Here is a 12,759-nt window from a genome sequence, read left to right as displayed (position 1 = left end):
AAGGGCGCCGGACCACTGCACGGCGCCCTGATCGACTCCTCCGATCCCGGCGCCCCGCGCCGTCAGATCACCGCCGCCCGCACGCACAGCACGTCCGGCAGGTGCTCCGCCAGGAGCTGCCAGCTGTCCCCGTCGTCCGCGCTCGCGTACAGCTCGCCGTTCCGGTTGCCGAAGTACACGCCCGCCGGGTCCGCGTCGTCCGTGCACAGCGCGTCCCGGAGCACCGTGCCGTAGTGGTCGCCCTCGGGCAGCCCCCGGGTCAGCGGCTCCCAGGTGGCCCCGGCGTCGGTCGTCCGGTAGACCCGGCACCGGCGGCCGGCCGGGACCCGGTCGGAGTCCGCGGTGATGGGGAAGACATAGGCGGTGTCCGGGCGGTGCGGGTGCGCGGCGACCGCGAAGCCGAAGTCGGACGGCAGCCCGGAACCGATGTCCGTCCAGCCTGCGCCGGAGTCGTCGCTGCGGAAGACGCCCCAGTGGTTCTGGAGATAGAGCCGGTCCGGATTGCCCGCGTCCTGGGCGATCTTGTGGACGCACTGCCCGAACACGGGGTGCGGATCCGGCAGGAACACCGCCGACACACCCTTGTTGGAGGGCTCCCAGGCGGCCCCGCCGTCCTGTGAGCGGAACACCCCGGCGGTGGACACCGCGACCGTTACGGCCGCCGGGTCGCGCCGGTCGGTCACCACGGTGTGCACGGCCTCCCCGCCTCCGCCCGGCACCCACTGGGAGCGGGTCGGGTGCTCCCACAGCGGGCGGACGAGCTCGAAGGACTCCCCGCCGTCCGCCGACCGGAAGAGCGCGGCCGGCTCCGTGCCCGCGTACACGACGCCGGGGGAGTGCTCCGGTGCAGGGTGCAGCTGCCAGACGCGCTCAAGAGAGGCCCCGGTGTCCTCGGGGAACTTCACGGCCGGTCGCGCCGGTTCGGTCCACGTCCTGCCGAGGTCGTCGGAGTGGAAGACGGACGGCCCCCAGTGGGCGCTGTCCCCGCCCGCGAGCAGACGCGGGGTCGGCCGCCGGGTGTCGACGGCGACCGAGTAGACCGCCTGCGCGGGAAAGGCCGGATCGTCGAACTCCCATCGGCCGTCGTGCCTGCGGCCGATGAAGAGCCCCTTGCGGGTGCCTACGGATAGGAGTACGTCGGGCATGGCTGCCACCTCCAGGACGCCGTTGTCGCGGATACGGGTCAGTCTGCACCCGGCCACTGACAACGGCCCCCGGACACTCCCGCGCCCCTGCCGCGCGGCGGTGTCTCAGGCTCCGGCGGTCACTTCGCGGTCGTCAGATCGCCCAGGCGTACTGCGGCGGCGCCGCGTGCGTCGCCGCGCCCAGCTCGCGGGCGGCGCGGCGGGCCCAGGAGGCGTCGCGCAGCAGCTCGCGGCCGAGGAGGACCGCGTCCGCCTCGCCGTTGGCGACGATCTTCTCGGCCTGCCCGCTCTCGGTGATCAGGCCGACGGCGGCCACGGGCAGCCCGGTCTCGGCCTTGACGCGGGCCGCGAAGGGGACCTGGTAGCCGGGGCCCACCGGGATCTCGGCCGGTCCGCCGTTGCCACCGCTGGAGACGTCGAGGAGATCGACGCCGTGCTCACGGAGCAGCGCGGCGAACCGTACGGTCTCGTCGACCGTCCAGCCCTGCTCCTCCAGCCAGTCGGTGGCCGAGATGCGGAAGAAGACGGGGAGCTCCTCGGGCCACACGGACCGCACGGCGTCGACGACCTCCAGGGCGAGGCGGGTCCGGTTCTCGAAGGAACCGCCGTACGCGTCGGTGCGGTGGTTGCTGTGCGGGGAGAGGAACTCGCCGATCAGGTAGCCGTGGGCGCCGTGCACCTCGATGACCTGGAAGCCGGCGTCGAGGGCGCGGCGGGCCGCGTCCGCGAACTGGCCGGTGATCTCCTGGATCTTCTCGACGGTCAGCTCGGTCGGTACCGGGTAGCCCTCGGCGAACTCGACCGGGCTAGGTGCGACGGGCTGCCAGCGGGGGCCGCCCTCGGGGACGGGCCCGCGGCCCTCCCAGGGGCGCTTGGTCGAGGCCTTGCGGCCCGCGTGCCCGATCTGGATGCCGGGGACGGTGCCGTGCTCCTTGAGGAAAGTGGCGATCCGCCGGAGGGCCTCGGTCTGGGTGTCGTTCCAGAGGCCGAGGTCCGCCGGGCTGATCCGGCCCTCGGGGGCTACGGCGGTCGCCTCGACCAGGATCAGTCCGGTGCCGCCGGTGGCCCGGGAGGCGTAGTGGGCGAAGTGCCAGTCCGTGGCGACACCCGCGTCGGGTCCGGTCATCTCCGCCGAGTACTGGCACATCGGTGCCATCCAGACCCGGTTGGGGACGGTCAGCGACCTCAGGGTGTAGGGCTCGAACAGGGCGACGCTCATGACGGACTCCGTTTCGGGATGCCTCGAAGGACGCTAGTACGGTAACCATCGTAGTACGGCGTCTGTCAAACTACGAGGGTTCTCGTACAATGGCCCGTATCCCGGATGAAGTGGAGCCGCCGCCATGACGACCGCCACCAGCCCCCGCGCCCTCGAACACCCCACGCGCGACCAGATCCGCCTGGAGGCGGTGCTGCACGCGCTCTCGGATCCGGTGCGTCTGCGGATCGTGCGGGACATGGCGCGCGAGCGCGCCGAGCTGAGCTGCTCGTACTTCGACCTCCCGGTGACCAAGTCCACGACGACGCACCACTTCCGGGTGCTGCGCGAGGGTGGCGTCATCCAGCAGACGTACCGCGGCACGGCCAAGTTGAACGCCCTGCGCGAGGACGACCTCGAAGCCCTCTTCCCGGGCCTCCTCGGCGCGGTCCTGGCGGCGGCCGGAGCCCAGGCCGCCCGTGAGGACGAGACGGCCTAGGGGGTACGGGCGCGCGCCCCGCAGGCCGGCCCGCGCCCGCCCACAGCCCCGCCTAGAGCCCCCGCATCCTCCCGATCTCCGCCGTCTGCTGAGCGATCACGTCGTTCGCCATCTCCTCCACGAGGACGTTGTTGCCCTCGCTCAGGACCTCGGCGGCCATCGTCACCGCCCCCTCGTGGTGCGTGATCATCAGCTTCAGGAACAGTTCGTCGAAGGCCTTGCCCTTCGCGTTCCTCAGTTCCTTCAGCTGCGCCTCGGTCGCCATGCCCGGCATCGCGTGATGGTCGTGGCCCGCCTGTTCGCGCGGGCCACCGTTGTTTTTCAGCCAACCTTCCATCGCGCCGATCTCGGGCTGCTGTGCCGCCGCGATCCGCTCGGCCACCTTCTTGACCTGGGGTGAACCCGCCCGTTGGGGGGCCAGCGCCGTCATCGTCAGGGCCTGTCGGTGGTGTACGACCATCATCTGCACATAGGTGAAGTCGGCGCCGTTCGGGCTCTCGTCCGGGAGCAGCTTCGCGGCCTCCTCCGGGGATATCCGCCTGGCCGGTTCACCGGGCTTGCCCGGCGCGACCACCGTGGTCCCGGTCGAGGCCTTGGCCTCCGGGGTGCCCTTGTCGGGCCCCGACTCGCAGGCGGCCAGGGCGAGTACGGCGACGGCGGACAGGGCCACGGCGACGACGGCACGCTGACGGCGGATCAACAACGCGACCTCCAGATGTTCTTGCGGGGACAGTGACCGTTCCTAGCACTTTTCTCGGGGTGACCGATCAAAAACCTTCATTACGTCTGTGTTGCCATCTGTTGAGATGTGCACGGCAAGGAAGATACTGCCGGGGTCCAACACCCGTTCAACGCTGAACGGATACCAGGGAGGACGGAGTGACTTCGTTGCGTACCCCGCGTACCACGTCCATCACGCGCGACCCGCGTGCCCGGCTCAGACGCCTGGGAGTGGCATCCGCCGCGGCCGGGCTGATGGCCACACTGCTCGTGGCCGGCCCCGCCACCGCGACCCCCGACCCCGGCGACGCCCTCGTCCAGGGCAAGGTCTCCTCGGAGCAGGCGGCCGAGGCGCGCTCGGCGATACAGAGCGGTGAGATACCCGGCGTGGACGAGATCGTCCACAGCTCGAACATCGAGCACCTCGCCAACATCCCCAAGGACGCCCTCCCGGGCACCAACTCGGACCTCGCGTTCCAGGGCAAGTACGCCTTCGCCGGCAACTACGACGGCTTCCGGATCTTCGACATCAGCAACCCGAAGGCCCCGAAGACCGTCGCCCAGGTCCTCTGCCCGGGTTCCCAGAACGACATCTCCGTCTCCGGGGACCTGCTCTTCCTCTCGACGGACTCCTCCCGCAGCGACAACTCCTGCACCAGCACCTCGCAGCCCGCCTCGGTGAAGGAATCCTGGGAGGGCATGAAGATCTTCGACATCAGCGACATCGCCAACCCGAAGTACGTCGCCGCCGTCGAGACCGCCTGTGGTTCGCACACCCACACGCTGGTGCCGAAGCGCAAGGACGTGTACGTCTACGTCTCCTCGTACTCGCCCAACGCCGCGTTCCCGGACTGCCAGCCCCCGCACGACGGCATCTCGGTCATCAAGGTGCCCCGCAAGGCGCCCGAGAAGGCCGCGATCGTGAGCTTCCCCGTTCTCTTCCCGGGCGAGGGCCCGGACGGCGGCGGCAACCCGGGCGGTCCGACCAACCCGGGTGTCTCCAAGACCACGGGCTGCCACGACATCACCGTGCTGCCGGAGAAGGACCTCGCGGCCGGCGCCTGCATGGGTGACGGCATCCTCTTCGACATCGAGGACCCCGCGCACCCGCGGGTGATCGACCAGGTCCAGGACAACGTCAACTTCGCGTTCTGGCACTCCGCGACCTTCAACCAGAAGGCCAACAAGGTCGTCTTCACCGACGAGCTCGGCGGCGGCGGCGCGGCCACCTGCAACGCCGTGGTCGGTCCGAACCGCGGTGCCGACGGCATCTACGACATCGTCGGCAAGGGCAAGAAGAGCAAGCTCGTCTTCCGCAGCTACTTCAAGATCCCGCGCCACCAGGCCGACACCGAGAACTGTGTCGCCCACAACGGCTCGCTGATCCCGGTCAAGGGCAAGGACCTCATGGTCCAGGCCTGGTACCAGGGCGGCGTCTCCGTCTGGGACTTCACCGACTCCCGCAAGCCCAAGGAGATCGCCTACTTCGAGCGCGGTCCGCTGTCCGCCACCACCGTCGCGACCGGTGGCTCGTGGTCCGCGTACTACTACAACGGCTACATCTACTCGAACGACATCGCCAAGGGCTTCGACGTCCTGAAGCTCTCCGACCGCCGTACCGACCCCGCGAAGCGGATCCGGATGGACGAGCTCAACGTCCAGACCCAGCCGGACTACTTCGACTTCGACGACTGACCGGAGTCGTGAGCGCCGGCCGTCGGCTCACGACGGCCGGCTGACGGCCTGAGCGACGGCGCGCCGTCGGGCGGACCCCCGTCCGGCGGCGCGCCCGCCTCCCAGTCCAGGCCGTAGCGGTGGAACAGCTCCGACCGCAGCCGCGCCAGCGGCATCTTGGCGCCGGGAAGCAGCACCGCCACCACCGCACCCATCAGCAGGGCACGCAGCATCGGATAGTCCGTGTCCACGTCCTCGGACCCGTACCGCGTGACCGTGTCCCGCAGCAGGAACGCGAGGCGCTGCTGCTCCTCGCACTGCACGAACCCCTCGGCCTGCAGGATTCCCGCCATATGGGTCCGCATCAGGGTGGGGCGCTCCGCCGCGAGCCCCAGGATCGCGTCGATCGCGCGCGCCATGCGCTCGCGGCCGTCCTCCGTGCGCGGCTCGCGCTCCAGAGCCTCTTCCAGGGTGAGATGCATCAGCCGGTGCACCGCAGCCTGCAGAAGCTGCCGCTTGCCGGGGAAGTAGTACGAGATCAGCCCCCGCGCCGAACCGGCCCGCTCCGCGATGTCGCCGAGCGTCGTCGCCTCGTAGCCGTGCGTGTCGACCAGCTCCACCGTGGCCTGCAGAATGCGCTCCCGGGACCTGCGTCGAAGCTCTTCATTGACCGATGGGCTACGCGGGGACATGCTGGACTCCTGCGTTGACTGGCTGCCAGCCAATATACTCGGCGCATCCCGTCGGCATGCCCGTGTGGCAGACCGCCGGGGATGCCGTCTGTTCTGGGCGACACGGGGGATCGTCCAGAACAGGCGGCTTCATCCTGTTCCTCCCATTCTGCTCCCCTTGTCATGGGCGTCTTCGGAGCCGGGCCGGGGGACGCGCCGCTCGCTCCAGCGGTACGTCAGGACCGCCACGGCGACACAGCACCAGCCGAGCAGCCAGCCCCCGAGCACGTCCGTGGGCCAGTGCACGCCCAGGTAGACCCGGGTCCAGCCGACCCCGAGCACCGAGACGAGCGCCACGCCCGCGAGCGTGCCCCAGCCGCGCCACTCGTCCCGCCATCGCAGGGACAGCACCCAGAGCAGCAGCCCGCAGGTGACCATGGCCGTCATCGCGTGCCCGGACGGGAAGGCGGCGTAGCGCGCCGAGTCGACCGGGTCGGTCCACTGCGGCCGAGCCCGCCCCACCAGTGTCTTGAGGCCCTGCTGGAGCCCCACCGCGAGCAGGCTCGTCGCGGCCACCCAGACGGCAAGGCGCCGCTCCCGCCGCCACCACAGCAGCACCACGGCCGCGGCGGCCAGGGCGCGCATCGTCCACGGGTCCCACACCCAGTCGCTGAGGATGCGGTGCGCCTGCGTGAGCCCGGGGTCGGCCACCGCGTCACGGTGGAGCGTCTCGACCACCGACCGGTCGAAGGAGAGCAGGGGCGCCCACCCCACCGCGACGAGGACGAGCAGGAGAACGGCCAGGACCCCGGAGATCACGGCGGAGGAGCGCATGAGTCGATCCTGCCCGACGAGCAGCCCCGGACGATCCTTCGCGCTCCCCGCGCGCGCCGTCGCGCGCGCCCGGACCGGCGCGCCTGACGTCACCCCTGTCCCAGCGCGCTGAGCGCCGGGACGAAGGCCACGAGCACCGGGACCACCGGCACCAGGGAAGCGGCCGCGGTGAGACGGAGCCGACGGCCGGCCGTGAGCCGGGGCGCCGCGGTCAGCAGACGGTTCACCCGCTGCGGCAGGTCGCCGTACGGGGCCTGGCCCGGCCCGAACACGCCCCGGTCCTCGTTCAGTTCGACCAGGGCGAGCGCGATCGTCAGCCGCCCGAACCGGCGCGAGGCCACATCGTCGGCGGCCAGCTCCACCAGCCGGTGCATCTCCTCACGGAAGGCCGCGAAGACCGGGATCCCCGGGAAGCCGGCGGCCAGCGCCGCCGAGCAGTGCAGCAGCCAGTCGTGCCGTGCGCGCGCGTGCCCCTGCTCGTGCGCCAGGACGGCGTCCAGCTGGCGCCCCTTCAGGCGCCGCAGCGCCGCCGTCGTGATGACCAGCTGGGGCGTACTCCCCGCCAGCCACCAGGCGTTCGCCCGCTCGCCCTCCAGGACCACGAGACGCTCGCTGCCCGGCTGCTCCCCGGGCAGCAGGGGCGCGCGGACGAGCAGATCGCAGCGGCGCTGTCTGCGCCGGGCCCGCGCCTGGCTGAACTCCCGGCCCAGCATCGCCCCGGACCAGACCCCGCCGGCCGCCAGGGCCACCGCGAGCACCGCGGACCAGGGCCCGGTCGTCCCCAGTTCGTACGCGTCGACCACCGCGCGCGGCGCGGGCGCGAAGACCTGCCCCCGAACGGCCTGCCAGGCGGTCGACGCGCTGAACGTCATGGAGAGCGCGAAGCTCAGCAGTACGGCGGCGACCACGCACTGCCACACCCAGAGGGCCACCACGGGTTCTCGCTCCACCCAGTCCGCCCGCGACAGCAGCCGGGGGGCGGCGAGGGCGGTCAGAACGCCGAGCAGGAGCAGCGCGAGGGAGACCCACATGGGCGTCAGCCTATGAGTGCGGTACTGGTCGGGGGTATGCCCGCGGGCGGCAAGTGACGTACGCCACGGTTTCGTTGCCCGTTGCCCTACCGGTCGGCGGTCCTCACAGGGTCACCAGCATGGCCAGCATCGCGAGTGCCATCGACAGTCGGCAGGCGAGGGCCAGCTCCGGCCGGGTCGCCCAGGCCGGCCCCGGTACCCGCCCCGCTCCTGACGCCGTGCCGCCCGCCGGGATCGACGCCGCCGGTATCGCGACCGGCACGAGTCTCGCGCCCGCGTGCAGCACGTACACCATGTAATAGAGGAGCAGCCCGCCCGTGAGTACGGGTATGCCACCCGCGGTGCCCGCCGTGTGCCCCGTGTGCGCCCCCGTGGCGGGCGCCGCCATCGACACCGCCATGTAGACCATGGCGAGCGAGCCGACCAGATGGTGCAGATGGTGCCCGCCGCGCCGGACCGCCGCGAGACCGTGCAGCGTCGCGCCGCCGAACACCGCCGCGTACACCGCCCAGCTCCACTCCGGCGGCGTGAGCACCGCCGCGGGCAGCGCCATCGACGCCATCCCGAAGCCCATCACCGCCTCGCCCCCCGCGGCCCGCCGCTCCTCGCCGGCGCACGCGCGCATCCGCAGCAGGCAGTACACGCCCGTCACCGCGCAGAGCACGACCATCAACCATCCGGACAGGGCCGGTCCGTGCACGGCACACCTCCCCCTCGACGCCGTCCCCTCTCGGGAGGTTGCCCACAGTCGACCGGGCACACGCGGGCGCACAGGCGCGCACAGGCGTACGAGAGGGGAGTGAAAGGTGCGGAGGACGGGGTGAGGCAGCCAAGTAGGCTCGGGACGATCGCGTACGGCGATCGTCAGCGCCCGAGGGGAGCCCCGTTCACATGGACACCGCCACGTCGCAGGAGACCGGCCGGATCAGCTATCGCGAGGCGGTCCTGGACGATGTCCCGGCCCTCGTACCGCTCGTCGAGTCGGCCTACCGGGGCGACGCGAGCCGGGGCGGCTGGACCACCGAGGCGGACATCCTCCAGGGGCAGCGCACCGACCCCGACGGCGTGGCCGCCGTGATCACCGCGCCCGGCAGCCGGCTCCTGGTCGTCGAGCGCGACGGCGAGATCGTCGCCTGCTGCCAGCTGGAGCACCGCGGCGAGGCCGCCTACTTCGGCATGTTCGCGGTCCGCCCCGAGCTGCAGGGCGCGGGCCTCGGCAAGCAGATCATCGCGGAGGCCGAGCGCCGGGTGCGGGTGCTGTGGGACGCCCGCGAGATGCACATGACGGTGATCTCCGTACGGGAGGAGCTCATCGCCTGGTACGAGCGCCGCGGCTACCGCCGTACCGGGCGGACGACCCCGTTCCCGTACGGCGACGAGCGCTTCGGTGTGCCCCAGCGCGACGACCTGGAGTTCGAGCTCCTGGTGAAGCCGCTGAGCTGAGCCACGCAGCCGGCAACACGGCGAGCAACACGGCGGAAGGGTGGCCTCCCCCCTGACTGACAGGAAAAACTTCTGCGATCAGGGGGGTCGCGCAGGATAATTTCTCTTGGACCCCCTTGTGGCGAAGAAGCGTCAATGGTTACGGTGTCTTGACGCGAGGTTCTCCTGTGGAGGAAGAGGCATGACGGAAATTCTTGTGCAGGACGTGACTGGTGGGGGGATATCCACCGCCGCCCGGGTGATCGACCACCCCGCCTGGCCCGAGCTCAAGAATGCCGTGGAGGAGATCCGCGCCTGGCAGAGCGCGGACGGCTCCATCGACTTCGAGCGCGAGGACGCGCCTGCCCGAGCCGTGGCCGAGCTGACCCTCGACCGGGTCACCGCCGCGGTCGAGCAGCTCTCCCCGCTCGTCCCGCACGACGGCGCCTACCACCGCGCCCTCGCCACCGACCTGCGCAAGTGGGCCGAGAGCGGCTTCACCGTCCCGGACTTCCTGGACTCGCTGCTCGCCTTCCAGCCGGCCGCCGACCGCGTCGACGGGCTCCAGCACCTGGTGCTGTTCCCGATGTACACGCAGAACGGCAACCCCGACCGCAACCTCGAAGCCGTCGTGCTCCGCATGGTGTGGCCGGAGTGGCTCTCCGAGCTGGAGCGCACCCGCTACGACAACCCGCTCTTCTGCGGCATCACCTTCGAGGACTTCACCGCCGGGTACGACACCAACTCGGCCGTCCTCTTCCCGGAGACCATCGCCGTCCGCGAGGCCCCCGAGCGCTTCACCTGGGGCGGCATCTTCTGCGACCGTGAGGCCGCCCGCTTCCGCAAGGTCACCGAGGCCGCCGTCGACACCCTCGGTATCCAGCTGCCCGCCGACATCGCCGCGATGATCGACGACCAGGAGCGCTGCGAGAAGGCCTTCGTGCTCTGGGACATGGTCCACGACCGCACCCACAGCCACGGCGACCTGCCCTTCGACCCCTTCATGATCAAGCAGCGCCAGCCCTTCTGGATGTACGGCCTGGAAGAGCTCCGCTGCGACCTCACCGCCTTCAAGGAGGCCGTGAAGCTGGAGGCCGAGGGCAACACCCACGGCCGTGACGTGCAGTACGCGGTCCTCTTCGACCGGATGTTCCGCTTCCCGCTCTCCGGCGACCGCAACCGCAACTACGACGGTCTCGGCGGCCAGCTCCTCTTCGCGTACCTCCACAAGAACGACGTGGTGCGCTGGACGGACAACACCCTCAAGATCGACTGGCAGCGGGCCCCCGAGGTCACCAACCAGCTCTGTGCCGACATCGAGAAGCTCTACCGCGACGGCATCGACCGCCCCAAGCTCGTCCACTGGTTCAAGGCGTACGAGCTGGTCTCCACCTACCTCGCCCCGCACCCGGGATCGAAGTGGGCCAAGGGCCCCGACGCCCTCGACCTCTCCCTCCCGCCCCGCAAGCTCGTCGACGACGTGCTTCCGGACGAGTTTCCGCTCAGCATGTTCTTTGAGGCCCTCGCCAAGAAGCTGAAGGGCGTGATCGCCGACACCAAGGGGATCACCGCCGCCGACGTCTCGCGGACCGAGCGGGCCGAGCGGGCTGCCGCGTGAGCGCTCGTACGGAGGACACGGAGGAGGCGTCGCCCATGAACGCCAACGGAAACGGCGGGCCGCTCGACGGCGCCGTCATCGCGGTCGCCGGTGCGGCCGGCCCGGCGGGCCGCGCGACGCTGATGCGTCTCGCCGAAGCGGGCGCGACCGTCGTCGGCGCCGACGCCGACCCGGCGCGCCTCGCGGAGGCCGTCGACGCCGCCCGCTACGCGCACGGCGGCGCCAAGGTCGTCGGTGACACCGTCGACCTGCTCGACCTGGACGCCACACGCGACTGGGCCGCGAAGACCGAGAAGGAGTTCGGCCGGATCGACGGCCTGGTCCACCTCGTCGGCGGCTGGCGCGGCAGCGCCTCCTTCACGGAGACCGACCTCGCGGACTGGGACTTCCTGGAGAAGCTCCTGATCCGTACGGTCCAGCACACCTCGCTGGCCTTCCACGACGGACTGCTGCGGGCCGGTGGCCGCGGGCGATACGCCCTGGTCAGCCAGGTCGGCGCGCACAAGCCGCTCGCCAACAACGCCGCGTACAACGCCGGCAAGGCGGCCGCCGAGGCCTGGACCCTCGCCATGGCCGACTCGTTCCGCAAGCTGGGGGGCGACGACGGCCCCCAGGCGGCGGCTGCGATCCTGGTGATCAAGGCATTGGTGCACGACGCCATGCGCGCCGAACGCCCCAACGCGAAGTTCGCGGGCTTCACCGACGTCACGGTCCTGGCCGACGAGATCGCCGGTCTGTGGAGCAGGCCCGCCCAGGAAGTGAATGGACAGCGTCTGTGGCTGACCCCCAAGCCGTGACCGCGGCACTCGGCCCCAGGACCGACGCACGTCGTCACCACGACCCGTCGGTCCGGGGCTTCGCCAGCGACAACTACGCCGGCGCCCACCCCGAGGTCCTCGCGGCCCTCGCCCTCGCCAACGACGGCCACCAGGTCGCCTACGGCGAGGACCAGTACACCGAGCACCTCCAGCGGATCATGCACAGCCACTTCGGCCCCACCGCCGAGGCCTTCCCGGTCTTCAACGGGACCGGGGCGAACGTGACCGCGCTCCAGGCGCTCACCGACCGCTGGGGCGCTGTCATCTGCGCCGAGTCCGCGCACATCAACGTGGACGAGGGCGGGGCGCCGGAGCGGATGGGCGGCCTCAAGCTGCTCACCGTGCCGACCCCGGACGGCAAGCTCACCCCCGAGCTGATCGACCGGCAGGCCTGGGGCTGGGAGGACGAGCACCGGGCGATGCCGCAGGTCGTCTCGATCACCCAGAACACGGAGCTCGGCACCGTCTACACGGTGGACGAGATCCGAGCGATCGTCGAGCACTCCCACGCCAAGGGCATGAAGGTGCACCTCGACGGGGCCCGGATAGCCAACGCCGCCGCCTCGCTCGACGTACCGATGCGCGCGTTCACCAACGCGGTGGGCGTCGACGTCATCTCGTACGGCGGCACGAAGAACGGCATGCTCTTCGGCGAGGCGATCGTCGTCCTCAACCCCGACGCGGTCAGCCACATGAAGCATCTGCGCAAGCTGTCGATGCAGCTCGCGTCGAAGATGCGCTTCGTGTCGGTGCAGCTGGAGGCCCTCCTCGCGAAGGACCTGTGGCTGCGCAACGCCCGCCACGCCAATGCGATGGCCCAGCGCCTCGCCGCCGGGGTGCGCGAGGTCGACGGGGTGGAGATCCTCTACCCGGTGCAGGCCAACGCGGTCTTCGCCCGCCTGCCGCACGACGTGACCCGGCGGCTCCAGGAGCGCTTCCGCTTCTACTTCTGGGACGAGTCGGCCGGAGACGTGCGCTGGATGTGCGCCTTCGACACCACGGAGGACGACGTGGACGCCTTCCTCCAGGCCCTGAAGGAAGAGCTGGCCCGCTAGTCGCTGCATGAATATACGGCCGGATGGAAAGTCATTGACTTCCGTCCGGCCGTTTCCGTACGCTCCACCCGCAT

13 protein-coding genes are annotated in these 12,759 nt (G+C 70.9%); 6 read left to right on the top strand and 7 right to left on the bottom strand.

Going from position 1 to position 12,759, the window contains the following annotated elements; translation table 11 throughout:
* Window positions 1-62: 62 nt before the first annotated feature.
* A complete protein-coding gene (locus OG462_RS08155) occupies window positions 63-1,145 on the bottom strand; it encodes a WD40/YVTN/BNR-like repeat-containing protein (RefSeq protein WP_406055897.1) in 1,083 nt (360 codons plus the stop codon).
* A 133-nt stretch (window positions 1,146-1,278) separates the two neighbouring features.
* Window positions 1,279-2,364, bottom strand: coding sequence for an NADH:flavin oxidoreductase/NADH oxidase (locus tag OG462_RS08150; RefSeq protein ID WP_406055895.1), 1,086 nt, complete (start codon window positions 2,362-2,364; stop codon window positions 1,279-1,281).
* A gap of 124 nt (window positions 2,365-2,488) precedes the next feature.
* Between OG462_RS08150 and OG462_RS08145 the strand changes: the two genes are divergently transcribed.
* On the top strand, window positions 2,489-2,842 hold the full coding sequence (locus tag OG462_RS08145; protein ID WP_406055893.1) for an ArsR/SmtB family transcription factor: 354 nt from the start codon (window positions 2,489-2,491) through the stop codon (window positions 2,840-2,842).
* A 52-nt stretch (window positions 2,843-2,894) separates the two neighbouring features.
* Here OG462_RS08145 and OG462_RS08140 read toward each other — a convergent pair whose 3' ends face one another.
* Window positions 2,895-3,545: a DUF305 domain-containing protein gene (locus OG462_RS08140; protein WP_406055891.1), complete on the bottom strand. Its 651-nt coding sequence runs from the start codon at window positions 3,543-3,545 to the stop codon at window positions 2,895-2,897.
* A 272-nt stretch (window positions 3,546-3,817) separates the two neighbouring features.
* Here OG462_RS08140 and OG462_RS08135 point away from each other — a divergent pair, with 272 nt between their 5' ends.
* Complete coding sequence (locus tag OG462_RS08135; protein ID WP_406066423.1) at window positions 3,818-5,257, top strand: LVIVD repeat-containing protein; 1,440 nt, start codon at window positions 3,818-3,820, stop codon at window positions 5,255-5,257.
* Here OG462_RS08135 and OG462_RS08130 read toward each other — a convergent pair.
* The 4 genes from OG462_RS08130 to OG462_RS08115 form a co-directional block, all read right to left on the bottom strand.
* Entirely contained in the window at window positions 5,236-5,928 is a 693-nt protein-coding gene (locus OG462_RS08130) for a TetR/AcrR family transcriptional regulator (protein ID WP_406055889.1), read from the bottom strand. The genes OG462_RS08135 and OG462_RS08130 overlap by 22 nt on opposite strands.
* Window positions 5,929-6,057: 129 nt before the next feature.
* On the bottom strand, window positions 6,058-6,741 hold the full coding sequence (locus OG462_RS08125; protein ID WP_406055887.1) for a phosphatase PAP2 family protein: 684 nt from the start codon (window positions 6,739-6,741) through the stop codon (window positions 6,058-6,060).
* 89 nt (window positions 6,742-6,830) lie between these two features.
* The gene (locus tag OG462_RS08120) at window positions 6,831-7,772 is read right to left on the bottom strand and encodes a M56 family metallopeptidase (RefSeq protein ID WP_406055885.1); all 942 of its coding nucleotides are present in this window, start codon (window positions 7,770-7,772) and stop codon (window positions 6,831-6,833) included.
* A gap of 103 nt (window positions 7,773-7,875) precedes the next feature.
* The gene (locus OG462_RS08115) at window positions 7,876-8,472 is read right to left on the bottom strand and encodes a DUF5134 domain-containing protein (RefSeq protein WP_406055883.1); all 597 of its coding nucleotides are present in this window, start codon (window positions 8,470-8,472) and stop codon (window positions 7,876-7,878) included.
* 191 nt (window positions 8,473-8,663) lie between these two features.
* On the opposite strand from OG462_RS08115, the gene OG462_RS08110 reads away from it, so the two are divergent.
* From OG462_RS08110 to OG462_RS08095, 4 genes are all read left to right on the top strand, one after another.
* Complete coding sequence (locus OG462_RS08110) at window positions 8,664-9,215, top strand: GNAT family N-acetyltransferase (RefSeq protein WP_406055881.1); 552 nt, start codon at window positions 8,664-8,666, stop codon at window positions 9,213-9,215.
* Between the two features lie 181 nt (window positions 9,216-9,396).
* Window positions 9,397-10,812, top strand: a complete 1,416-nt coding sequence (locus OG462_RS08105; RefSeq protein WP_406055879.1) for a DUF6421 family protein — start codon at window positions 9,397-9,399, stop codon at window positions 10,810-10,812.
* 35 nt (window positions 10,813-10,847) lie between these two features.
* The gene (locus tag OG462_RS08100) at window positions 10,848-11,609 is read left to right on the top strand and encodes an SDR family NAD(P)-dependent oxidoreductase (RefSeq protein ID WP_406055877.1); all 762 of its coding nucleotides are present in this window, start codon (window positions 10,848-10,850) and stop codon (window positions 11,607-11,609) included.
* Window positions 11,606-12,685 (top strand): threonine aldolase family protein, encoded by a 1,080-nt coding sequence (locus OG462_RS08095; protein ID WP_406055875.1) that lies wholly within the window; start codon window positions 11,606-11,608, stop codon window positions 12,683-12,685. The genes OG462_RS08100 and OG462_RS08095 overlap by 4 nt, the downstream gene beginning before the upstream one ends.
* Window positions 12,686-12,759: the final 74 nt, after the last annotated feature.

The sequence above is a fragment of the Streptomyces sp. NBC_01077 genome (assembly GCF_045162855.1).
In the GTDB taxonomy this organism is placed as follows: domain Bacteria; phylum Actinomycetota; class Actinomycetes; order Streptomycetales; family Streptomycetaceae; genus Streptomyces.
The sequence above is the reverse complement of the archived record's forward strand: the minus strand, read 5'-3'. Positions and strand labels throughout refer to the sequence as shown.